We start from the raw sequence: 21,043 nt of genomic DNA, 5'->3' as shown, positions 1-21,043 counted from the left end.
ACACGACCGTTCTGCTCGACACCCCGCCGCAGCCCACCGGTTCGCGCCCGGACTCACCGTCCCGCCCACCCGGCCAGTCTCCGCAGCGCCGCCACGCGTCCGCGGTCCGGCACCGTCCACAGCGCCGGGCCCCGCACGCCCCACCGCTCCAGCAGCGCGTCGGCGGCCAGCAGCCCGGTCGTCGCCGCGCGTTCCATCAGTGCCACCGGCAGGTCGGTGCGCACCAGGTCGCCGGCCACCACCAGCCCGGGATCCGGGGTGCGGACCGTCGGCCGGTCGGCGTAGCCGCCCACCGGGAAGAGCGGACAGTCGTCGTGCCACACATGGCGGGCGTCGACGACCGAGGCCGCTCGCGTCTCCGGATACACCCGGTGCAGTTGGCCGGTCAGAAGCTTCTCCTCGACGTCCCGGGCCGCCTCCGGCCGTACCGCGTACGCGTGCAGCTCCACGACCGAACCCCCGGTGCGCGCGGCCCAGCGGGCCGCCTCGTCCTCCCAGCGCTCCAGCACGCTGACGTTGTCGAGGGTGCCGAATCCGCTGGTGCCGAGGAAGCCCGGCCGGTCGGCGGCGACGGGCCGGTCCAGCCACAGCCGGCTGACCAGGAACGGCGGGGCGGTGCGCAGCCGCCCGATCCGCTCGCGCCACGGGCCGTCGCCCAGCCGCCCGGAGCGGGCGACGAGAGAGCGCAGCCCCGCCGCGTCCAGGGCCAGTACGACGGTGTCGTGGCGCCGTTCCTCCCGGTCGGTGGCCACCTCGTAGCCGCCGTCCGGCCGCGGGGTGATCCCCTCGACGGCCGTACCGGTGCGCACCTCGGCCCCGTGCCGTCCCAGATAGGCGGCCAGCGGGTCCCACAATGCGGCCGGGAACGGGGAGCGGGGCACGTCGAACGGCAGGCCCTCGGCGGACCCGAGGAAGTAGATGTGGAACATCAGCGCCATCTCCGCCGCGGACAGGTGCCGCGGGTCGGCGAAGAAGCTCCGGGAGAACACCTCGAACGCCAGATGGCGGGCGCTCGCGGGGAACCGCACGGCGTCCAGGAAGTCGTACGCGCTGGTGCCGTCGAGGCGTTCGTACACCTCCGGGACGCGGACGTCGAGCAGCGGCAGCGCCGCGACCGGGTCCATGGCCCGCAGGTCCCGCAGGCGGAACGAGGGGCTGAGCGCGACGAAACCGAGCGCGCTCCACGGCGGGGTGCGCGGGACGTGCCGGAAACCGTCGCGCAGTCCGCCGGCGTGCAGCAGCGGATAGTCCGGCAGCGCGGTGAGCCGCTCCAGGCCCGGATCCGTACGGCGCAGCAGCCCCCGCAGGTTGTAGTACTGGCGGAAGAAGGCGTGGAAGCCCCGGCTCATCGTCACCGGGCTGCCGTCGCGCAGCCGGGTGGGCCAGCCGCCGACCCGGCCGCCGAGGTACGGCTGCCGCTCGTACAGCGTGACGGCCACCCCCCGCTCGGCGAGCGCGGTCGCGGCGGCGAGCCCGGCGATTCCGCCGCCGACCACGGCGGTGGTGGGACGGACGCCCTCGACGCGCGGGCTTCCCGGCCGGGCGGGCAGCACGCGGGCCCTCCGGTCCCGGCCTCTGCGGGCGTTGCCGGCGCGGTCCGTGCGGGTGCCGCTCATCGCGCCTCCCGCGGGCCGGTGTCCGCCCGGCGGGCCACGAACGTGTGGGCGATGCCCGTCTGCCAGCCCGGCAGCGGCAGGGCCCGCACCCGGTCGAAGCCGGCCGCGCGCAGCCGGCCCGCGAAGCGCGGGGCGGTGTCGAACTCCGCGACGCTGCGCCACAGGTGGCGGTAGAGCGCGGCGTCCCCGAGGAGGCCCGCGACGGGCTGGACGACACCGCGGCACACCAGCGTCCACACCACGCGGTCCACGCGGCGCCCGCCGAGCGTGTACTCGTGCACGCCCAGCCGTCCCCCCGGCCGCAGCAGCCCGCGCACGGTGGCCAGCACGGCGTCGGGGTCGGTGACGTTGCGGAAGAGGTAGGCCGCGAACACGGCGTCGAACGGTCCGCGCACCCCGGCCCGCGCCAGCCGTTCCACGGGCGCGTGCACGAAGGTCACCTCCCGCGCCCAAGGCTTGGCGGCGGCCCGTGCCAGCATGCCGGACGAGGCGTCCACGGCCGTGATGTCCGCGCCCGGCAGCACCGAGCGCAGGGCGGCGGTCGAGGCGCCGGTGCCGCAGCCGAGGTCCAGCAGGCGCAGTCCCGTGCCGTGCCCGGGCAGGCCGAGCCGGCGCACCGAGCGGCGCAGGTGCGCGTGGTAGCCGGGGTTGACGGCCACCAGCGCGTCGTAGGTGCGGGAGGCGTGGTCGAAGGCGGCGGCGAGGTCCTCGTCGCGCAGCAGGGTCATGCGGACTCCGTCGGGGGAAGGGGCGGGCGGACAGGGCGGGAAGGGCGGGTCGAGGTCGGGCGGACAGGACAGGAAGGGCAGGTCGAGGAGGACGGGTAGGCCGGGGCGGGGGAGGGCGGATCAGTCGAAGGGGCGACGCGGCAGCCAGAACAGCTCCGCCGCGGAACGCAGCATCGGCCCGGCCGGGGTGCGCAGGCCGACGGAGAGGTCCTCGTGCAGCCGGGTGCGGCCGTCGAGGAAACGCAGCAGCCGCTCCATGGGGACGCGCGCGAACAGCCGGGAGAACAGGGCCGGGCCGTCGACGCGGCCGCTGTCCAGGGCCCGCAGCAGGACGGCGTCCATGGCCCGCGCCCGCGCGGAGTGCGGGACGGGCGGCACCGGCCGCCGCCCGTGGCGCAGGGCCGCGGCGACGGCCCGGGTCTGGCGCTGCACACCGGCGAAGGTGTAGCCGGAGGCGGGCCGGGTGGCGCCACCGGCGGCACCGATCCGGAACACCGACGCGCCCACCTGACGCGGCATCGGCGCGTCCGTCATCGGGATGACCCCCGTCTCCGTCGCGACGATCCGTGCCTCGCCGAGCCGCAGCACCTCGTCGGCGTACTGCCGCACCGCCGACTCGTAACCGTCCCGCGTGAGGGTGCGCGGCGAGAACTCGGTGTACTCCACCAGCGCCTCGTGCGGGCCGAGCGGCAGGACGTAACCGAAGGACAGGCCGTCGGACGGCTGCGGCGTGCGGAAGTCCATCAGCTCCACGGCGCGGGCGTCGAAGACCGGCCGGGCCGTGCGGACGAACCAGCCGTGGAAGTGCTGCAGCAGGGTGGTCCGCGCGGCCGGCAGACTGCCGGGCGGGCGGGAGTCGAACACCCAGCGGGCGCGCACCACCTCGGTGCCGCCGCCGGCGGTCCGCACCCGGACGTGGGCACCCCCCGGCACGTCCTCCACCGTCTCGGCGGCCGCCTCCAGCCGCCGTACGTTCGGACTGCGCGCCAGGTCCCGCCCGACCAGGTACTCGAAGTCGTCGGAACGGATCATCTTGTAGCGCAGCGGGGTGATGTCCCCCTCGACCGGGGTGCCCGTGGGCGGACGCACCCGCAGCCGCCGCCAGTCGGCGCGCAGCGCCGCGTCGAACCGGCCACGGCCGCACTCCCAGAAGCACCAGGTGCGCGGCGGCGGCCGCAGCGGCCCCGGCGGCGCGTCCACCAGCAGCACGGAGGGCGTCCGGGCGCCCGGCACGTGCCCGGCCAGCCGGTGGGCGAGGGACAGCCCCGCGGCGCCCGCCCCCAGGACGGCGACGTCCGTCTCCAGCACGCCGGTCTCCTCCGTTCCGCTCGCTGCGCACGTTCCCGCCTCCACCCGTCACTTCCCGCATCCGGGCCCTGATGGATGCGTGGCGGGCGAGGACACGGCCGACACGCCACCCCGCAGGGCACGCGGCGCCGCCGAACGGAGGCATGGACAGGGAGCCGTACGGCCGGAACGGGCACGTCTGTGCCGCATCCGCAGCCGCCGCCCGGGCGGAAGGACGTGGGTGACGGAGCAACGACGAGCACGACGAGAGGAACCGGGATGCGCCCCACACAGGCGAAGGGTCACCACGCGGCCCCGCCGCCGCCCGTGCCACGCCTGGTCGCCCCGCCGGGATCCCCCGTCCGGACGCGGCCGGACGCCACGGCAGCGGCCGTCGGGGCCGGCGTGTCCCTCCTGGACAGCGCGGGGGACGCCAGTGGCGCGGGGGACGCCGACGGCGCGGGAGCAGCCAGCGGCGTGGGAGACGCGGGTCGTACGGGGAGCGCACCCGCACCGGACCAGGCCGCTGCCGACGCGGACGTGCCCGCCGATGCCGACGTGTCCGCCGATGTCGACGCGGACGTGTCCGCCGCCGTCGCCCGGACGCTCGACCGCGTGCTGGCCGACCGCCTCGCCCGTGCCCGTGCCGCCGACCCGCTGTTCGCGAAGGACCTGGCCGAACGGGTGGCGCGCTTCACCCGCGAAGGCGGCAAACGGACCCGGGCCCGGCTGCTCTGGTGGTCCCTGCGCGCGTGCGGCGCGTCCGACCCGGCAACCGCCGAGGCCGGGTTGCGGATCGGTGCCGCGCTCGAACTGCTGCAGACCTGCGCCCTCGTCCACGACGACGTCATGGACGGCGCGGTACGGCGCCGCGGACGGCCCGCCCTTCACGCGGACGTACGCGCCCAGTACGCCGGCCGAGCGGCGCCCGCCCGGGTCGGCCGCCTGGGGGAGTGCGCCGCGATCCTGGCCGGCGACCTGGCGCTCGTCTGGGCCGACGACCTGGTGGCCGAGACCCCGCTGCCCGCGTGGACCGCGACCGCGGTGCGCCGCCTGTGGAGCGACATGCGCACGGAGATGGTCGCCGGCCAGTACCTGGACGTCCACGGGCAGACCACGGCGGCACGGTCCCTGCCACGGGCACTGCGCGCCGCCTGCCTCAAGAGCGCCCTGTACTCGGTGGAACGGCCGCTCGCCCTGGGCGCCACCCTCGCGGGCGCGGACGACACCACCCTGCTCGCCCTGTGCTCGGCCGGCCGCCGGATCGGCATGGCGTTCCAGCTGCGGGACGACCTGAACGACGTCTTCGGCGACCCGCTGCGCACCGGCAAGCCCGGCGGCGGGGACATCCGCGAGGGCAAGGCGACCTACCTGACCGCCCTCGCCCGGGCCCGCGCCGAGGCCACCGGGGACCACGCCGCCCTGGCCGTGCTCGAACGGTCCCTGGGAGACGCGGAGCTGACCCCGGCAGGCCTCGACGAGGTGCGGGAGGTCCTCGTCGCGACGGGCGCCCGGGCCGCGGTCGAAACCAAGATCACCCGGCTCGTCACCCAGGGTCTGCGCCACTTCGACTGCGCTTTCCTGGTGCCGCAGAGCGCCCACCGGCTGCGGAGCCTGCTGCGCTCGGCGGCCGACGGGACGCCCTGCGACGCGCCGCCAGACGCGCCCTCCGCGCCCGCCGCGCCCAACGAGCCCAACGCGCCCGTCGCGCCCGACGCGCCCTCCGCGCCCGAAAACGCCGCGCCCTCGCCCACCCCGCTCCGGCCGCCCGCCCCCGCCCCGGGCCCCGACGGCACCGGAACCCCGACCACCTCCGGCACGAAGGAGACCGCCCGATGACGCGCCGCACCCTGCCCGGACGCACGGACCACGTCGTCGTGGTCGGCGCCGGACTCGCCGGACTCTCGGCCGCCCTGCACCTGCTCGGCGCCGGACGCCGCGTCACCCTCGTCGAACGCGACGCACAGCCCGGCGGCCGGGCCGGCCGTCACACCCTCGGCGGCTACCGGATCGACACCGGCCCCACCGTGCTGACCATGCCCGACCTCGCGGACGAGGCCTTCGCGGCCGTCGGCGACAGCCTGCGCCGCCGCGTCGACCTCATCCCCCTCCACCCCGCCTACCGGGCCCGCTTCGCCGACGGCAGCAGTCTCGACGTGCACACCGACGCGGACGCGATGGCCGACGAGGTCGAGCGGTTCGCCGGGCCCGCCGAGGCCATGGGCTACCGGCGGCTGCGCGACTGGCTGACCAGCCTCTACCGGGCCCAGATGCGCCACTTCATCGACGCCCACTTCGACTCCCCGCTCGACCTGCTCACCCCCGACCTCGCCCGGCTGGCCGCCCTCGGCGGCTTCGGCCGCCTCGACGCCCGGATCGGCCGCTTCCTCAAGGACGAACGGCTGCGCCGGGTGTTCTCCTTCCAGGCCCTGTACGCGGGCGTGCCACCGGCCCGGACCCTCGCCGCGTACGCCGTCATCGCCTACATGGACACCGTCGCCGGCGTGTACTTCCCCCGAGGCGGCATGCACGCCCTGCCCCGGGCCATGGCGGACGCCGCCGCCGAAGCCGGAGCCGAGCTGCGGTTCGGCCGGCGGGTCACCCGCCTCGAACGGTCCGGCGGCCGTGTCACCGCCGTCGTCACCGATCAGGACCGCATCCCGTGCGACGCGGTCGTCCTCACCCCCGACCTGCCCGTCGCCTACCGGCTGCTCGGCCACCGGCCGCGCAGACCGCTGCCGCTGCGGCACTCCCCGTCCGCCGTCGTGCTGCACGCCGGCACCGACCGCACCTGGGACCACCTCGCCCATCACACCCTGTCGTTCGGGGCGGCCTGGCACTCCACCTTCGACGAACTCACCCGCACCGGACGGTTGATGAGCGACCCCTCCCTGCTCATCACCCGGCCCACCGCCACCGACCCCTCGCTCGCACCCCCCGGCCGCCACCTGCACTACATCCTCGCCCCCTGCCCCAACACCGACATCGGGCCCGGCGCCGCCGCCTGGACCGACCTGGGCCCGCGCTACCGGGACACGCTGCTGCGCGAGCTGGAGCGGCGTGGCCTCGACGGCATCGAGGCCGCCGTCCAGGAGGAGTGCCTGGTCACCCCCGCCGACTGGCAGGCCCGCGGACACGCCGCCGGAACGCCCTTCTCGGTGGCCCACACCTTCACCCAGACCGGCCCCTTCCGGCCCCGCGACCTGGTCCGGGGCACCGAGAACGCCGTACTCGCCGGCTGCGGCACCACCCCCGGTGTCGGCGTCCCGACCGTGCTGCTGTCGGGGAAACTGGCCGCCGCGCGGATCACCGGCGGACGCACCACCCCGAAGTCGTCCGTCGTGAAGGAGAGCCTGGCATGACCGACCGAGAACTCGACGCGGCCGCAATCCACGACCCGGCGCTGCGCGCGGCGTACCGCCACTGCCGCGCGCTCAACGCCCGGCACGGCAGGACGTACTTCCTCGCCACCCGGCTGCTGCCGATCGAACGCAGGCCCGCCGTGCACGCCCTGTACGGCTTCGCCCGCTGGGCCGACGACATCGTCGACCGCCCGGCCCCCGGCGACGGCGCCGCCCGCCCCGGCGCGGCACTCGCCGAACTGCGGGAGAACCTCGCCCGAGGACTGCGGCAGGAGCACAGCGAGGAACCCGTGGTGCGGGCCGTCGCCGACACCGCGCGCCGCTACGCCATCGACCACGCGCACTTCCACGACTTCATGGCCGCGATGCACCAGGACCTGGTGGTGACCGACTATCCGACCTACGCGCACCTGAGGGGCTACACGCACGGCTCGGCGGCGGTCATCGGCCTGCAGATGCTGCCGGTGCTCGGCACGGTCGTCCCGCGCGCGCAGGCCGCACCGCACGCGGCCGCCCTGGGCGTGGCCTTCCAGCTGACCAACTTCCTGCGGGACGTCGGCGAGGACCTCGACCGCGGCCGGGTCTACCTGCCCGCCGACCTGCTGGCCGGCCACGGCGTCGACCGCGGCCTGCTGCGCTGGAGCAGGGACACCGGCCGCCACGACCGCCGCGTCACCGCCGCCCTCCGGGAGTTCGAGGCGCTCACCCGCGGCGTCTACCGCGAGGCGGCACCGGGCATCGCCATGCTGGACCCGGTCTCGCGGCCCTGCATCCGCACCGCGTACGTCCTGTACGGCGGCATCCTCGACGCCGTGGCCCGCGACGGCTACGCCGTGCTGCAGCGCCGCGCCGTCGTGCCCCGCCGCCGGCGGGCGACGGTCGCCGCCGACGGACTCGTCCGGGTGATCGCGGCCCGCCTCCGCCACCGCGCCGCCTCCGGACCACCCGACCCCGGCTCGGCCCGTGCAGCCCCTGCCCCCACCCCCGCCGCCCCCACGACCGCCGAGTCCGCCGCCACCCGCCCCACCGTCTCCGAGGAGATCGCGTGACCCCCGCGCCGTCCGCCCGACGGGGCCGCCTGCCCCTCTCCCTGCGCCGGCGCCCCGTCCCCTGGGAGCGCCAGCGCCCCACCTGGCGGGAGGCCAGGCCAGCGGTGATCGCCCAGGCACTGAAACGCGCCCAGGCCCGCCCGTCCGGCAACTGGTACGTCGTCGGCGCCTCCCACGCCCTGCGCGGCGACCGCCCGCTGGCCCGGACCGTGGCGGGACAGGAGGTGGTCGTCTGGCGCGGCGCCGACGGCCGCCCGCACGCCGGACCGGGGATCTGCCCCCACCTGGGCGCCCCGCTCGCCGACAGCCCCGTGCGCTGCGGCACCCTCGTCTGCCACTGGCACGGCCTCGCCCTGGACGGCGGCCCCTTCGCCGGCTGGGAGCCGCTGCCCGTCCACGACGACGGCGTCCTCGTGTGGGTACGGCTCGACGCGGCCGGTGGCGAACCACCACTGGACGCGCCCGTCGTGCCACGCCGGCCACCGACGGCGCGGGCCCTGACGGCCGTGTACGAGGGCACCGGGACCTGCGAGCCCGAGGACGTCGTGGCCAACCGCCTGGACCCCTGGCACGGGGCCTGGTACCACCCGTACTCCTTCGTCGACCTGACGGTGGCCGGCGCGCCCGGCGGGCGCGGGGACACGGACGACGGCTTCACCGTCGACGTGTCCTTCAAGGTGGCCGGGCGGCTCGTCGTCCCGGTCCGGGCCGTCTTCACCGCACCCGAACCCCGCACCGTCGTCATGCACATCACCGAGGGAGAGGGCGTGGGCTCGGTCGTCGAAACCCACGCCACCCCCCTGGGCCCGGACGAGCGGGGCCGCCCGCGCACCGCCGTGACCGAAGCGGTCGTGGCCGCCTCGGACCGCCCCGGCTTCGCCGCCGCCCGCCGCGCCGCACCCCTGCTGCGCCCGCTCATGCGCACCGCCGCGGCCCGCCTCTGGCGCGACGACCTCACCTACGCCGAACGCAGATGGCTGCTGCGCTCCACAGGCCGCTTCCCCGGCTGACACCGTCCGCTTCCCGTGCCGCCCGGCCCGTCGCCAGGCGACCGCCGCGGTGCTCTTCTCACCGGCCGAAGACCCGCGCCACGCGCGCGTCACCGTCCGTTACGTTCGGCAGGCGATGCGTGATCGACGGCCTGCTCTGCGCTGACCGGCTCCTGATCGAACTCTTTCACCCGCGGATATTCCGGGTACCCGATGCCTCGCACACCGGAGGCGGGTGCGTCGGCCCCGGCCGCGCCCCGCCAGGATCGGAGGAGGGTTCAGATGAGCACGGTGAAGGAATCGGTTGACGTAGAGGTTCCCCTGCGCCGCGCCTACGATCAGTGGACCCAGTTCGAGGAGTTCCCGAACTTCATGGAAGGGGTCGACGAGGTCACGCAGCTCGACGACCGGCACAACCACTGGTCCACGAGCATCGGTGGTGTGCACCGTGAGTTCGACACGGAGATCGTCGACCAGCTGCCGGACGACCGCATCACCTGGCGCACCGTCGGCGGCGACAGCCAGCAGCGCGGCACGGTCCGCTTCGAGCGGCTGGACGACGCGCACACCCGGGTGGAGCTCACGATGGACGTCGAGCCGACCGGTCTCGCCGAGAAGGGCGCCGACGCCCTGGGCATGATCGACCGGCGGGTGAAGGGCGACCTGCGCCGTTTCAAGGAATACGTCGAGGGCGGTGGCGGCGAGAGCGCCGGCTGGCGCGGACGTATCCGGCCGGAGGACCCGGGCACCAGCCTGTGAGTTCGCCGTTCGCGGCACGGTGAGCCCCGGCGGGCGGCGGACGCTGCCCGCCGGGGCTCACCGCTTGCGAAGGTGTGGTGTCCGCGCAGGGGCGGAGAGTCACTTCAGGTACGGCCCGGCGGCCCCGATCCTGCCAGGACTGTTCAGGACGAACACGCGCAGGGCCCCCTTGCCCGGCGCGGCGACGGCCAGCTTTCCGTCGGCGACAGTCCGGGTGTCACCGGTCACGGCGTCCTTGTACGTGCCGTCGGGGATGCCGGTGAAGGTGACGCCGTGGGTGACGGTGACAAACGCGAAACTGTCCGTGCCGGCGTCGGGGTAGCGGCGCTCGAACGCCAAGGGGTGAGACCGAGGACGCGGGCCGTTTTCAGGAGGAAGTGGCGTGACGCGGTGACGCTGTAGCCTCCGCCTGTGATCGACAGCCGCAGCCAGGCTTTGAGCCGGAAACTCGACGAGCTCCCCCACCATCAAGCTCTGCTGGACGGTACGGACTGGGCCTCGCTGGCCACCCCATACGGGACCGGCGCACCATTGCCGGCGATGCTGACGCGCCTGCTCGACCCCGACCCGGCCGTCAGGGCGGCCGCCGCCACGGACGCTTTCGATGAGGTGACTCACCAGAACACCATCTACGAAGCCACGGTGCCCGTTGCGCTGTACGTCGCAGCCATCCTCAACCACTCATCCACAGCGGCAGGAGAGCTCGCCCCCTACACCGGCCCGCCACCACGCCGGCCCACCCGCGCAAGGCTGCTCGACTGGCTCGAAACCACCGCCCACGACGCCGACGATCAGTCCTTCGCCACGCATGCCCGCATATGCGGCGTCGGCTTCCTCTGTGAATACCGGCCGATGCATGCGTTCCGGGACATGCGTCCAGCGATCTTTTCCGCCGTCCAGCCATCCCTCGATCACGACCACCGGGAAGTGCGCGACGCGGCCCTGGTCGCAGCGATCCCGCTCGCGGAGCACCCCGCCTTCACCACGTATCGGGCCGAGCTTGCCGATCATGCCCGTCGCCTGCTGGCCACCAGCACCGACCGCTCCAGACGGGGCCGTGTCCTGGACGCACTTGCGGCTTGGGGCCACGACATCAGCGGCGTCGAGACCACGAACGACATGGCAGCCCGCGAACTGCGGAACCGTCTGGCTGATCCTGACGACTGGTGGGCGAACAACGGCACGGACGCCTGCAGCGAAGCCCCGCCGTTCTGACGCCGGGGCCCGCTGCCTCCTGCTCATCGGGCTACCAGGGCAGGAATCGAGCCGGCATCACTCACTCTGTGCCCTGGGGGCGACCGCTTCACCGATCAGCCCTGTGGGACCTCACCGGTGTCCCCGGTGACCAGGTCGTCGCGGCCCCCACCGTCATGGGCTGCGAGCCCACCTCCGTCACCTACCCGGTCCCCTCTCACTCCTGGCCCGGACCGTCTCCCCGGCGGCGGGTCAGGAGTGCGGCGCCCACGGCGACGCTTCCGGCAGCGAGGACCTTCACGGCCCCGTAGTAGCCGGACCAGTCGTCGGCGACCGATCCTCCGGACAGGGTCAGCCACAGCAGCAGCCCGACGCCGACCACCAGGCAGATCACTCCGCCCACCGGTCCCATTCCCGCCATCCGAATCACGCCTCCCTCGATGCGACCACAGGCCAAGACGGGACCGGGCTCATGGGGGTTCCGTGTCGGTTCGGCTGATCGCGAACTCCGGTGCCGCGTGGGCGGGCCGGTTGGCAGGGTGAGGGCCATGAGGATCACCAAGTTCGGCCACGCGTGCGTACGGCTGGAGAAGGACGGCCGGGCGATCGTCATCGACCCGGGCGTCATGACGTCCGAACCCGGCGTGCTGACGGGAGCCGACGCGGTCCTCATCACGCACGAGCACTTCGACCACTTCGATCCGGAGCGCCTGCGCGAAATCCCGGCGGCCGTCTACACCTGCGCCGGGGTCGCCCGGCACCTCACTGGGTTCGGCGAGCGCGTGCAGGTGGTCCGCGACGGCGACAGCTTCTGCGTCGCGGGCTTCGAGGTGACGGTGGCGGGCGACAAGCACCACTTCAGCCACCCGGACGTGCCGCCCGTCGACAACGTCGGATTCCTGATCGACGCGGAGGTCTTCCACCCGGGGGACGCGTTGACCGTGGTGGACGCGCCGACACTGCTGGTGCCCGGCCAGGCACCGTGGCTGACGGTGCCCGACCTGATCGGCCACCTGCGCCGGACGGCACCCCGCCGTGCGTACGCCGTCCATGACGGACTCCTGAACGAGTGGGGTCTCAAGGTCCTGGACGACGTTCTCGCGATGGAGGCCAAGCGGGCAGGAGCTGATATCCGGCGGCTCCGGCCTGGTGAGAGCGTCGAGCTGTAGCCGTTCTGCTCCTCGTCCTCAGCTGTCGCCGGCGCCGTCACCGCCGGCGAGCAGCAGCTCCGCCAGGGCCGTTCGTGCGTGGCGCACCGAGCGGCCCGCGCGAGTGGTGGTGATCAGGCCGGCGGCCCGCAGGGCGGAAGCGTGCGCTGAGGCCGTCGCGTTGCTGACGCCGATACGGCGGGCCAGCCCCGTTGTCGTGCGCGCTCGGTCCAGGGAACGCAGGAGAGCGAGCCGGGTGCGCCCGAGGACTCCCGCGAGGGGATCGTCGGGCGCCCTGCTCCCAGCCGGGACGAGCGGCAGCCCTCGGCCCGCCGGGTAGGCGAGCGCCACCGGACGGTCCGGCCGGTCCTGGAGGAGCGGACCGTGCCGCCAGTGGAACGTCGGCCGGAGGATCAGCCCGCGACCGCGGAGCCGAATCTCCCGCACGTCCGCGCCGCCCGGGATGCCGGGGACGCCTTGGGTGCCCGGCGCTGACCACTCCCAGACTCCCTCGCGCAGCCGTGACCCCGGGACCAGGCCGGTCAGGGCGGCGCCGAGGCCCCGCTCGGCGACGACCACGGCATGGCGGGTGAACTCCGCCCGGTGCAGATCCTGCACCTGGGACCACACGGGTGCGAGGACCGTCTCGTAAGCCGCCCGCTGCGCCCGTTGGAGCCTGCGCCAGGCGTCGGCGTTCCCGCTGTGCAGGGCGCGGATCCACGGCGGAGGCGGCCGTCGCCCGTACAACTGCTCGATCCCTGCCCGTACTTCCTCCGGACGGGCGGCCCGGATCAGCGTGAAGCCCTCCTCCGGCGTATCGCCGAGGACATCGAGGAAGGCGGGGGCGGGGGCGACGCCGTCCGGCGCCAGGTCGGCGAGCGGCTCGGCCGCGCCCGGCAGGTTCCGCAGCAGCCGGCTCCGCCAGCGCCCGAAGAGCGGCGCCTCGTGGCCGGCGCCCAGCATCATCAGGGCCGCGTGCAGCTCGGGCACGGGCGACGGCCGCGGAGCGAGCCGTACCCGGACGAGATCGTCCGCCGTGAAATGGATCCGGATCACCACCTGCTCCTGCCCCGCGCCGGCCTTTCGCCCCCAGCCGTAAGCCTCGCCCCGGCCCGGCACCCGCCCCAAGGATGCCGTCCATGACCTCGTTCTCCGCACCCGGACGCCGCCACCTCGCCAAGGGCGCCCTCGCCGGGGCCGCCGCCCTGCTGGCCGGCGTCGCCCCGGCCTCCGCCGCCCACGACACCTCCCGCCCTTCCGGCCGCGAGGCGGCACCGCTGCTGCGCCTGCGGCTGCCGGCCCCCAGCGGACCCTGCGCCGTCGGCGCCAGGACGCTCCACCTCGTCGACTCCTCCCGCAACGATCCGTGGGCCCCGCGGATCGGCGTACGGGAACTGATGGTCACCGTCCTGCAACCAGCCCTCCGCAGCCGCGGCTTCCCGCGTGCCCCGCAGCAGACTCCGGGCGCCGCCGCCCTCTTCACCGACCTGTGCCGGCGGATCCACCCGCCGCTGCCGCACGCGGGCGTCGACTGGGCGGCCACCCTCACCCACGCCCGAACCGGCGCTCCGCCCCTTCCCGGCCGCCGTCCCGTGCTGCTCTACAGCCCCGGCGGCGGCGACGCCCGCACCATGGGCAGCGCCCTCGCGACGGACCTCGCCTCGCACGGCTGGACGGTCATCACCGTCGACCACCCCGGAGACGCCGGCGCGGTGGAGTTCCCCTGCGCCCGGCCGGGCCGGGAACGGGTCCGGCAGACAGTGCTGCTGGGCCCGCCCGACGCGGCGACGTTCCGCACCATGATCCGGACGCGGGTGGCCGACCTCCGCTTCGTCCTCGACGCTCTGGGCCTGGACCGCGTCGGGGTGTACGGGCACTCCGCCGGCGGCACCGCGGCCGCGCAGGCGCTCCACGAGGACCGGCGGATCACGGCCGCCGTCAACCTGGAGGGATATCTCGACCAGATGGACGGCGAACTCCTGCCGGTGGCCCGGCAGGGCACGGACCGTCCGCTGCTGCTGGCCGGCACGGACGGCTTTCGCGACGCCCGCCTGGACCGTTCCTGGGCCGCCCTCCTCGCCCACGCCGGCCCCGTCACCCGGTGGCAGCTCGACCACGCCCATCACGGGGTTTTCACCGACTACGCGGCCTTGGTTCCCCAGCTCCACAAGGCCGGCCTGATGACCGCCGCCGGGCGCGCGGCCATGGTCGGCCGGATCGACCCGCGCGTCAGCGTGCCCGCCGTTCACGACCTCGTACGGTCCTTCTTCGCCCGTTACCTGCCGAGCTGAGGTCCGCAGGCCGGGTGTCAGGGCGTGAAGATCTGCTCAAGGGAGTCGATCGCACCGTCGGCACCCACGTGGTACGTGAACACCAGGCCGCTGTTCGGGTGCGTTTCCAGCCAGTCGAGGAACTCCTGCACGCCGATCTCCTGGTTCTCGGTGCTCGCCACGATCGGATCGGTGACGGTGATGTGCGCCGCCTGGTTCAGGGGCAGGAAGGTCTCCTTGCCCACGGTGACGAAGGGCGGGCCGTCGGAATCGGGCGTCGGGCAGTCCCAGTTGCCGTGCTTGAAGATGAGGCTCGAAGAGCCCCCTTCGGGGGTGTAGCGCAGTACGGCGATCTCGTCGGGGGAGATGGGCATCTTGTGGTCGCAGTCCGTGCCGGTGCCTGCCGGGCCTTCGGCTGCCGGGCCTTCGGCCGCCGAGCCGCTGGACGCGGGTGCGGGGGAGCCCGCCGGGGCCGACGTCGCAGGTGCCGTGGGAGGGGCCGTAGGGGGCGCCGTGGCACCGCCCGTACCGGCCGTCGCCTTCCCGGACGGCGTGGCGCCGGCCTCCGCTCCCGCGCCGCCGCTCGCCGTCGCGGTGGCCGAAGGGGAGGAGCCGGGCGCGGCGGAGGAGCCGCCTTGGCCGCACGCCGTGAGCGTCAGCGTGAACACCCCCGCGGCTCCCAGCGCGGTAAGGGCCGTGCGGAACGGCGCGGGACCGCGACGGCCCTCGGGTCTGATGCCTGTCATGGTGGATGTCATGGTGGTTCCCCCCTGCTGATGGTTCGCGGCCTCATGGGGGCGCGCGAAGTGATGTCGTGGGGGACGATATTCGGCCATCCGCGGTTTCCCTGTCCCGGGGGCGCCCCCGGACCGTTGCAGCCCCGTGACACCGGCGGGACGCGCTCGGCGGAACGTCCCTGGGCAGAACACCGCCGTCAAACCGGCGGGCGGCCCGAACGCCATGCTGCTGCACCTGCCCACAAGGCAGCTCACCCCGAGGCACTTCCTCTCCACCGACCGAGCCCCCGCCGGCTGGGGCGCACCCGCCGACCACCCCGGCACCATGCGCCACAGCCTGCGGTCCTTCCTCCCCACCGCCGTGGTGGGCCGGTACTACGGCGAAGGGCAGACCCTGCCCAACGGCGACTTCACCAGCGGCCACCGCAGCCTCCTCGCCGGCGACCTCGACCGCATCGAGCGCGCGCGACCGGCTCCCCGCTGACAGCCGCAGTACCGCCAGGGAGGGGCGAGCCACATGCCGATCCGTGGGCACGGGAGCGTGCCGCGGGGAGGTCTCAGGAGGCGGCGGCGACGCCGATGCCGATGGCGATGAAGAGCCAGCCGGTCGTCAGCTCCCAGCGGTGGCGGACCTTCGGCCGGGCGAGGAAGGCCCGCAGCCGCGCGGCGACGGCGACGAGGGCGAACCAGTAGACGACGCCGATGAGGACGTCGAGGATGCCGAGGAAGAAGACCTGCCGCGCCGTCGAGCCGCCGCCGTGCACGAACTGCGGCAGGATGCTCAGGAAGAACAGCGCCGCCTTGGGGTTGAGCACATTGGTGAGGAAGCCCTGGGTGAAACCGGACCGCCACCGGGCACCGGCCGGCTCGTCCCGCTCGTCCGCGGCCGGGGCCCGCGGACCGGCCGGCCCCTGCGGGCCCTCTGCCGCCGCCGGTTCGGCGCTGCGCTCACGGGCGGCGCGCCGGGCGGCCAGGACCGCCCGGACGCCGAGGTAGACCAGGTAGGCCGCGCCGAGCAGCTTGATGGCGTCGTAGACCACGGGGGAGCGGGCGGCGATCAGCGACAGCCCTGTGGCGGCGGCGAGCATGTGCACGCACAGCCCGGTCTGGGCGCCCAGCGCCGCGGCCCGCCCCTTGGCGGGGTGCTCGGCCGCCGAGCGGACGACCACCAGGAAGTCCGGGCCGGGGACCAGGTAGGCCACCAGAACGACACCGAGGAAACCCGCCAGGTCGGCCGACATCCGCTTCTCCCCTTCGCTCGCCCCGTGGCCCGTTCGCCGCCGAGGGTTCCGTCATGGACGTGCTGGACGTCTTGGACGTCATGGACGGTCATGGGCGGGACCTGACCTGTCCCGTCCGGCGCTGATCTGCCGGGCCCGCTTCGACCCGCTCAGGCCTGCCCAGGCCCGCTCAGGCCGCGAGCGTGCGCCCGCCGACCACCGAGGCGACGGCTTCGTCGAGTATTCCAAGGCCCTGCTCCACGTGCTCGTCCGCCACGGTCAGCGGCGGAAGGACCTTGGCCACCTCGTCGTGGGGCCCGGCGGTCTCCAGCAACAGGCCGCCCCGGTACGCGGCGTCGCACACCTCGCGGGCCGCACCGGGGCGGTCGAAGGGCAGCCCCCAGGCCAGACCGCGTCCGCGCGGGGCGGCCAGGCCGTGCCGGCGGGCGGTCTCGGTGAGGGCGCGGTGCACCCGTTCCCCCAGGGCCGTGGTCCGGTTCTCCAGCGCGCGGTCGGACCAGAACAGCTCCAGCGCGCGGGCGCCGGTGACGAACGCGGGGTTGTACCCGCGGAACGTGCCGTTGTGCTCGCCGGGCTTCCACACGTCGTACTCGGGGCGCATGAGGGTCAGGGCCATGGGCGTCCCGTACCCGCTGATGGACTTGGACAGGCAGACGATGTCGGGAACGATTCCGGCCGTTTCGAAGGAGAAGAACGGCCCGGTGCGTCCGCAGCCCATCTGGATGTCGTCCACCACCAGGAGGGCACCGTGCTCGCGGACCCAGGCGGCCAGGGCGCGCAGCCAGACCGGGCGGGCCGGGTTGACGCCGCCCTCGCCCTGGACGGTCTCCACCACGACCGCCGCGAGCGGCCCGTCCGCGGCGGCACCGTCCAGTGACCGGACGAGGCGCGCCACCGACTCCCCGTCGTCGTCCGCCGGGTGGTCGAAGGGCACGGGGACGGTGTGCGGCAGCGGTACGCCGGCTCCGGCGCGCTTCGCCGGGTTGGCGGTGACGGCAAGGGCGCCGAGCGTCATGCCGTGGAAGCCGCGCTCGAAGTAGGCCACGGTGTGCCGGCCGGTGACCTTTCGGGCGAGCTTGAGCGCGGCCTCGACGGCGTTGGTGCCGCCGGGGCCGGGGAACTGGACGCGGTAATCCAGGCCGCGCGGGGTGAGCACCAGGTCGCGCAGGCGTTCCAGGAAGAGCCGCTTGGCGGTGGTGTGCATGTCGAGTCCGTGGGTGACGCCGTCGCCGGAGAGGTAGTCGAGCAGCGCGGCCTTCAGCTCGGGCGGGTTGTGCCCGTAATTGAGCGCGCCGGCGCCGGCGAAGAAGTCGATGAAGGACCGTCCGGCCTCGTCGCGCAGCACGGCGCCGCGTCCTGTGCTGAACACGGTGGGCCAGGCCCTGCTGTAGCTGCGGACCTCTGATTCCATGGTGCCGAAGACGCTCATGCTCGATTCCTGTCCTGAGTGCGTGCCTGCGGGTGGGGCGGGGGTGGGGCGGGCGTCGCGGCCGGGATCAACTGGCCACGGCGTGCTGGTGGCGCTGGTAGAGCACCAGGGCCGGAGCGGTGGGGTCCTGCGCGGTCCACAGGACCCGCCCGATCAGGAGGGTGTGGTCGAGCACGGTGGGCGCCTGGTCGAGGCGGCACACCACGGTCGCGGCGGTGGCCGCGAGGACCGGGCAGCCCTCCTCGTCGCGGTAGGGGACGCCGTCGAAACGTTCCGCCGCGGGCAGCCTGGCGAAACGGTGCATCAGGTCCCGCTGCTGCCAGCTGAGGATGTTGACCGCGAAACCGCCGTGCGCGCGGGCGTGCCGCACGGTGCGGCCGCTGGTGGCGAGGGAGACGAGCACCGAGGGCGGTTCGGTGGACAGGGAGAGCACGGCGTTGGCGGTGCAGCCGACCGGGCCGTCCGGCCCGGCGGTCGTGATGACCGCGACGCCGGTGGCGAGCTGCGCCATGGCGGAGCAGAACTCCTCACGGCCGGGCAGCGTGGTGGGTGTGGTGGGCGCGGTCACGTCACCGGGTTCCTTCCGGGAGGCGGGTGCGATGGGCGAGGGCCGCGGGCCGGTCCGCGGGAGTCGAGCGGTGCGGGCCGGACGCGGCCGGGCGGGCCCCGTCCAGGGCGGCCCGGACGGCCTTGCGGTCGGTCTTGCCGTTGAGGTTGAGGGGCAGTTCGGGCAGGCGCAGCAGGGTGCGGGGCACCATGTAGGCGGGCAGCCGCTCCTGCAGGGCCGCGAGCAGCGGCGCGGGGTCGGGGGCGTCTCCCGTATAGACGGCCTCCAGGACGGGGGTGGACCGCTCGGTACGGGCCACGACCACGGTGTCGGCGACACCGGGGCACGAGCGCAGGGCCTCCTCGACCTCACCCAGTTCGACCCGGTAGCCGCTGATCTTCACCTGGTTGTCGAGGCGGCCGAGGTGGACGAGGGCGTCGCCGTCGCGGGCCACCCGGTCCCCGGTCCGGTACCAGTGGGAGCTGGTCAGCGGACCGCCCTCGTAGGGGGTGAGTCCCGCGTCCGGCTCGCCGGTGGCGAACCGCCCCGGGTCGTCCGCCGGGTCCAGATAGCCGGGGAACCGCTGCGCGCCGCGTACGAGGAGTTCGCCCTGGCCGGCGGGGCGCATCCGCTCGTCGACGACGACGATCTCGGCGCCGGGGTGGGCGGTGCCGATGGGCACGGTGCCGTTCGCGGTGTGCGGCCAGGCCGCCGGGTCCGCCGGCAGCCGGTAGCCGGTGCAGGTGACGGTCAGTTCGGTGGGGCCGTACAGGTTCTCCAGCCGGGCCGCCGGTGCGGCCTCGGCGAAGGCGCGGGCCTGCCGCACGGTGAGGGGTTCGCCCGCGAAGGCCGCGTACCGCAGCGTCGGCATGGAGGCGGCCGGGAGCCGGCGCAGCCGGGCCGCGAGCGAGACGACCGAGGGCACGGAGAACCAGTGGGTCAGCCGGTGGCGCCGGACGAACCCGGCCGGGTCCATCAAGTCGTCCGCGTCGGCGACGACGAGGGCCGCGCCGGTGCTCCAGGCCACGAACATGTCGAACACGGAAGGGTCGAAGGTGAGGCCGAAGGTCTGTGAGAGCCGGCTGTCCGGCCCGGCGCCGCTGCGTTCGACCGCGTGCCGCAGATAGGCGTCGGTGTTGGCGTGCCGGATCACCACCCCCTTGGGCCGGCCGGTGGAACCGGAGGTGAACAGGATGTAGGCGGTGTCGTGCGGGCCGGGGCCGGGCAGCCGGCGCAGGTCGGGTGCGTCGGCCGGGTCCGTCAGGGCGACCGGGTGAAGCGGTGCGGCCCGTCCCGCCGGGCCGCTGTCGGCGGCCGCGTCGGCCAGGACCAGTGCCGCGCCGGACTGCCGTACGACGGACTCGTTACGGCCCGGTGGAACCGCCGGGTTGAGCGGCACCACCGCGCCACCGAGGCGTTGCACCGCCAGGTAGGCCGCGTAGGTGACGGGTGTGCGCTCCGCCAGCAGGGCGACGCGACGGGGCGGGGGCGCGCCGGCGGCGAGCCGGGCGGCCAGGGACTCGGCGTGGGCTCGCAGCCGCGCGTAGGTGAGGGTGGTGCTCCCGGCGACGAGTGCGGGGCGGTCCGGGTGGCGGTCGGCCGTGCGGGCGAAGCGGTCCCAGAGGGTGAGGGCGGATGTCGGCACCGCGATCAGCTCCCCTGGCCGGCGGGTGACGCAACGTCCGCGAGTGCCGTGGGCACGCCGTAGCCGTGGGCCGCGTGCAGCGGCGAGGCCGCCGCCTCCAGCTCCGCGAGGACGGCGAACGCGCCGGTGACCAGGGACGGCCGGGGACGGCCCCGGCGAGCCGAGTTGGCCGCGAAGCGCAGCAGGCGCGGCAGTTCGCGCCACTTCGCGGTCGTGGCGTCGACGGTCCGGCGCTCCTGCGGGGACAGCGCGCCGTCAGCGGCCAGCAGGTGTGCGTCGCGGAACATGTGGTGCTGCGCCGCCGCCCACACGTCCTCCAGCACGCCCCGCTCGCCGTCGCCCCGCAGGTCCGCCAGCACCAGCCGCGCGGTCTCCTCCAGCGCGGCGGCCCCGGTCAGCCAGGTCCCGCCGGGCAGGTGTTCCGCGGTCGTGCCCTCTTCCTCGGCCAGCCACTGATACGTCTCCTGCGCAGGGGTGGCCACGGGGAAGCCGAAGGCCAGGGCGTTGCGCGCGCGGTGCACCTCCGACAGGCCCCGGGGAAAGGCCAGCAGGGCCGTCAGCTCTGCCCCGGACAGCTCTCCGGCGAACGGCTCCTGGTGTCCGCCGCCGCTGAACAGGGCGGTGAAGCCGTCCACCACGTGCCACCCCCCGTCGGGCGTACGGCCGTCCACGAGGATCAGGTGGGGCGCGTGGGCGTCCGCCGCGCCGGACAGCCAGGGCAGGGAGCCGCTGTCGGCGACCACCAGCACCCGGCCGTGGGCGGCCAGTTCGGCGGCGATGCCCCTGAGCGCCGCTTCGGCGTCGGGCGCGCCCCGGTACGCGAGCCTGCGCCCGCCGGGCAGGTTGTCCAGGGCGCGGTCGTGATGGGAGAAACGGCCGGTGGCCGGGTCGACCGCGAGCCGCACGGCGCGGGCCACCAGACCGGCGCGGGCGGGGGCCCGCGCGGCCAGGTAGCCGGCGAGGTTCTCCGTGTAGCAGCTCAGTCCCCGGCTGAGGGGACGGGTGACATCGGTACGCATCGGTCCTCCGCGGGACGGGATGG

The 21,043-nt window shown here is 74.9% G+C and carries 20 protein-coding genes and 1 pseudogene; 9 read left to right on the top strand and 12 right to left on the bottom strand.

The window, feature by feature from the left end:
- Window positions 1–53 precede the first annotated feature (53 nt).
- The 3 genes from AB0K92_RS28840 to AB0K92_RS28830 all read right to left on the bottom strand — a co-directional run bounded on the left by AB0K92_RS28840 (window position 54) and on the right by AB0K92_RS28830 (window position 3,652).
- Complete coding sequence (locus AB0K92_RS28840) at window positions 54–1,616, bottom strand: FAD-dependent oxidoreductase (RefSeq protein ID WP_365927644.1); 1,563 nt, start codon at window positions 1,614–1,616, stop codon at window positions 54–56.
- Entirely contained in the window at window positions 1,613–2,344 is a 732-nt protein-coding gene (locus AB0K92_RS28835; protein ID WP_365927642.1) for a class I SAM-dependent methyltransferase, read from the bottom strand. The genes AB0K92_RS28840 and AB0K92_RS28835 overlap by 4 nt, the downstream gene beginning before the upstream one ends.
- 120 nt (window positions 2,345–2,464) lie before the next feature.
- Window positions 2,465–3,652, bottom strand: coding sequence for a lycopene cyclase family protein (locus tag AB0K92_RS28830; protein WP_365927640.1), 1,188 nt, complete (start codon window positions 3,650–3,652; stop codon window positions 2,465–2,467).
- Between the two features lie 258 nt (window positions 3,653–3,910).
- Between AB0K92_RS28830 and AB0K92_RS28825 the strand changes: the two genes are divergently transcribed.
- From AB0K92_RS28825 to AB0K92_RS28805, 5 genes are all read left to right on the top strand, one after another.
- Window positions 3,911–5,470 (top strand): polyprenyl synthetase family protein, encoded by a 1,560-nt coding sequence (locus AB0K92_RS28825; protein ID WP_365927638.1) that lies wholly within the window; start codon window positions 3,911–3,913, stop codon window positions 5,468–5,470.
- Entirely contained in the window at window positions 5,467–6,993 is a 1,527-nt protein-coding gene (locus AB0K92_RS28820; protein WP_365927636.1) for a phytoene desaturase, read from the top strand. Before AB0K92_RS28825 ends, AB0K92_RS28820 begins: the two co-directional genes overlap by 4 nt.
- Entirely contained in the window at window positions 6,990–8,042 is a 1,053-nt protein-coding gene (locus AB0K92_RS28815; protein ID WP_365927631.1) for a phytoene/squalene synthase family protein, read from the top strand. The genes AB0K92_RS28820 and AB0K92_RS28815 overlap by 4 nt, the downstream gene beginning before the upstream one ends.
- Window positions 8,039–9,052 (top strand): DUF5914 domain-containing protein, encoded by a 1,014-nt coding sequence (locus AB0K92_RS28810; RefSeq protein ID WP_365927629.1) that lies wholly within the window; start codon window positions 8,039–8,041, stop codon window positions 9,050–9,052. Before AB0K92_RS28815 ends, AB0K92_RS28810 begins: the two co-directional genes overlap by 4 nt.
- 261 nt (window positions 9,053–9,313) lie before the next feature.
- Window positions 9,314–9,790: an SRPBCC family protein gene (locus AB0K92_RS28805; protein WP_365927627.1), complete on the top strand. Its 477-nt coding sequence runs from the start codon at window positions 9,314–9,316 to the stop codon at window positions 9,788–9,790.
- Between the two features lie 99 nt (window positions 9,791–9,889).
- Here AB0K92_RS28805 and AB0K92_RS28800 read toward each other — a convergent pair.
- A pseudogene (locus tag AB0K92_RS28800) lies at window positions 9,890–10,129 on the bottom strand (hypothetical protein); the annotation flags it as partial.
- A 72-nt stretch (window positions 10,130–10,201) separates the two neighbouring features.
- Between AB0K92_RS28800 and AB0K92_RS28795 the strand changes: the two are divergent.
- The gene (locus AB0K92_RS28795; RefSeq protein ID WP_365927625.1) at window positions 10,202–11,005 is read left to right on the top strand and encodes a hypothetical protein; all 804 of its coding nucleotides are present in this window, start codon (window positions 10,202–10,204) and stop codon (window positions 11,003–11,005) included.
- A gap of 196 nt (window positions 11,006–11,201) precedes the next feature.
- Here AB0K92_RS28795 and AB0K92_RS28790 read toward each other — a convergent pair whose 3' ends face one another.
- Entirely contained in the window at window positions 11,202–11,405 is a 204-nt protein-coding gene (locus AB0K92_RS28790) for a hypothetical protein (RefSeq protein WP_365927623.1), read from the bottom strand.
- Between the two features lie 127 nt (window positions 11,406–11,532).
- On the opposite strand from AB0K92_RS28790, the gene AB0K92_RS28785 reads away from it, so the two are divergent.
- A complete protein-coding gene (locus tag AB0K92_RS28785) occupies window positions 11,533–12,153 on the top strand; it encodes an MBL fold metallo-hydrolase (protein ID WP_365927620.1) in 621 nt (206 codons plus the stop codon).
- Window positions 12,154–12,171: 18 nt separating this feature from the next.
- Here the strand turns inward: AB0K92_RS28785 and AB0K92_RS28780 are convergent, their stop codons facing one another.
- Window positions 12,172–13,188 (bottom strand): winged helix-turn-helix domain-containing protein, encoded by a 1,017-nt coding sequence (locus AB0K92_RS28780; RefSeq protein ID WP_365927618.1) that lies wholly within the window; start codon window positions 13,186–13,188, stop codon window positions 12,172–12,174.
- A gap of 83 nt (window positions 13,189–13,271) precedes the next feature.
- Here AB0K92_RS28780 and AB0K92_RS28775 point away from each other — a divergent pair, with 83 nt between their 5' ends.
- Window positions 13,272–14,423, top strand: coding sequence for an alpha/beta fold hydrolase (locus AB0K92_RS28775; protein WP_365927616.1), 1,152 nt, complete (start codon window positions 13,272–13,274; stop codon window positions 14,421–14,423).
- A 17-nt stretch (window positions 14,424–14,440) separates the two neighbouring features.
- On the opposite strand, the gene AB0K92_RS28770 is transcribed toward AB0K92_RS28775, so the two are convergent.
- The gene (locus AB0K92_RS28770) at window positions 14,441–15,148 is read right to left on the bottom strand and encodes a hypothetical protein (protein WP_365927614.1); all 708 of its coding nucleotides are present in this window, start codon (window positions 15,146–15,148) and stop codon (window positions 14,441–14,443) included.
- 214 nt (window positions 15,149–15,362) lie between these two features.
- Between AB0K92_RS28770 and AB0K92_RS28765 the strand changes: the two genes are divergently transcribed.
- A complete protein-coding gene (locus AB0K92_RS28765; RefSeq protein WP_365927612.1) occupies window positions 15,363–15,623 on the top strand; it encodes a hypothetical protein in 261 nt (86 codons plus the stop codon).
- Between the two features lie 73 nt (window positions 15,624–15,696).
- Here the strand turns inward: AB0K92_RS28765 and AB0K92_RS28760 are convergent, their stop codons facing one another.
- The 5 genes from AB0K92_RS28760 to AB0K92_RS28740 all read right to left on the bottom strand — a co-directional run bounded on the left by AB0K92_RS28760 (window position 15,697) and on the right by AB0K92_RS28740 (window position 21,020).
- Entirely contained in the window at window positions 15,697–16,380 is a 684-nt protein-coding gene (locus AB0K92_RS28760) for a LysE family translocator (protein WP_365927610.1), read from the bottom strand.
- A gap of 169 nt (window positions 16,381–16,549) precedes the next feature.
- Window positions 16,550–17,809 carry an aspartate aminotransferase family protein gene (locus AB0K92_RS28755; RefSeq protein WP_365927608.1) on the bottom strand — a complete coding sequence of 420 codons (1,260 nt, stop codon included), beginning with the start codon at window positions 17,807–17,809 and terminating at the stop codon, window positions 16,550–16,552.
- A gap of 67 nt (window positions 17,810–17,876) precedes the next feature.
- Window positions 17,877–18,377, bottom strand: a complete 501-nt coding sequence (locus AB0K92_RS28750; RefSeq protein ID WP_365927606.1) for a flavin reductase family protein — start codon at window positions 18,375–18,377, stop codon at window positions 17,877–17,879.
- Between the two features lies 1 nt (window position 18,378).
- Window positions 18,379–20,001 carry an amino acid adenylation domain-containing protein gene (locus AB0K92_RS28745; RefSeq protein WP_365927604.1) on the bottom strand — a complete coding sequence of 541 codons (1,623 nt, stop codon included), beginning with the start codon at window positions 19,999–20,001 and terminating at the stop codon, window positions 18,379–18,381.
- A 5-nt stretch (window positions 20,002–20,006) separates the two neighbouring features.
- Window positions 20,007–21,020: a hypothetical protein gene (locus AB0K92_RS28740; protein ID WP_365927602.1), complete on the bottom strand. Its 1,014-nt coding sequence runs from the start codon at window positions 21,018–21,020 to the stop codon at window positions 20,007–20,009.
- Window positions 21,021–21,043: the final 23 nt, after the last annotated feature.

Origin of the sequence: Streptomyces sp. NPDC052687, from assembly GCF_040678395.1 — a bacterium.
Lineage (GTDB): Bacteria > Actinomycetota > Actinomycetes > Streptomycetales > Streptomycetaceae > Streptomyces.
This window is presented reverse-complemented; position numbering and strand designations above follow the sequence as displayed.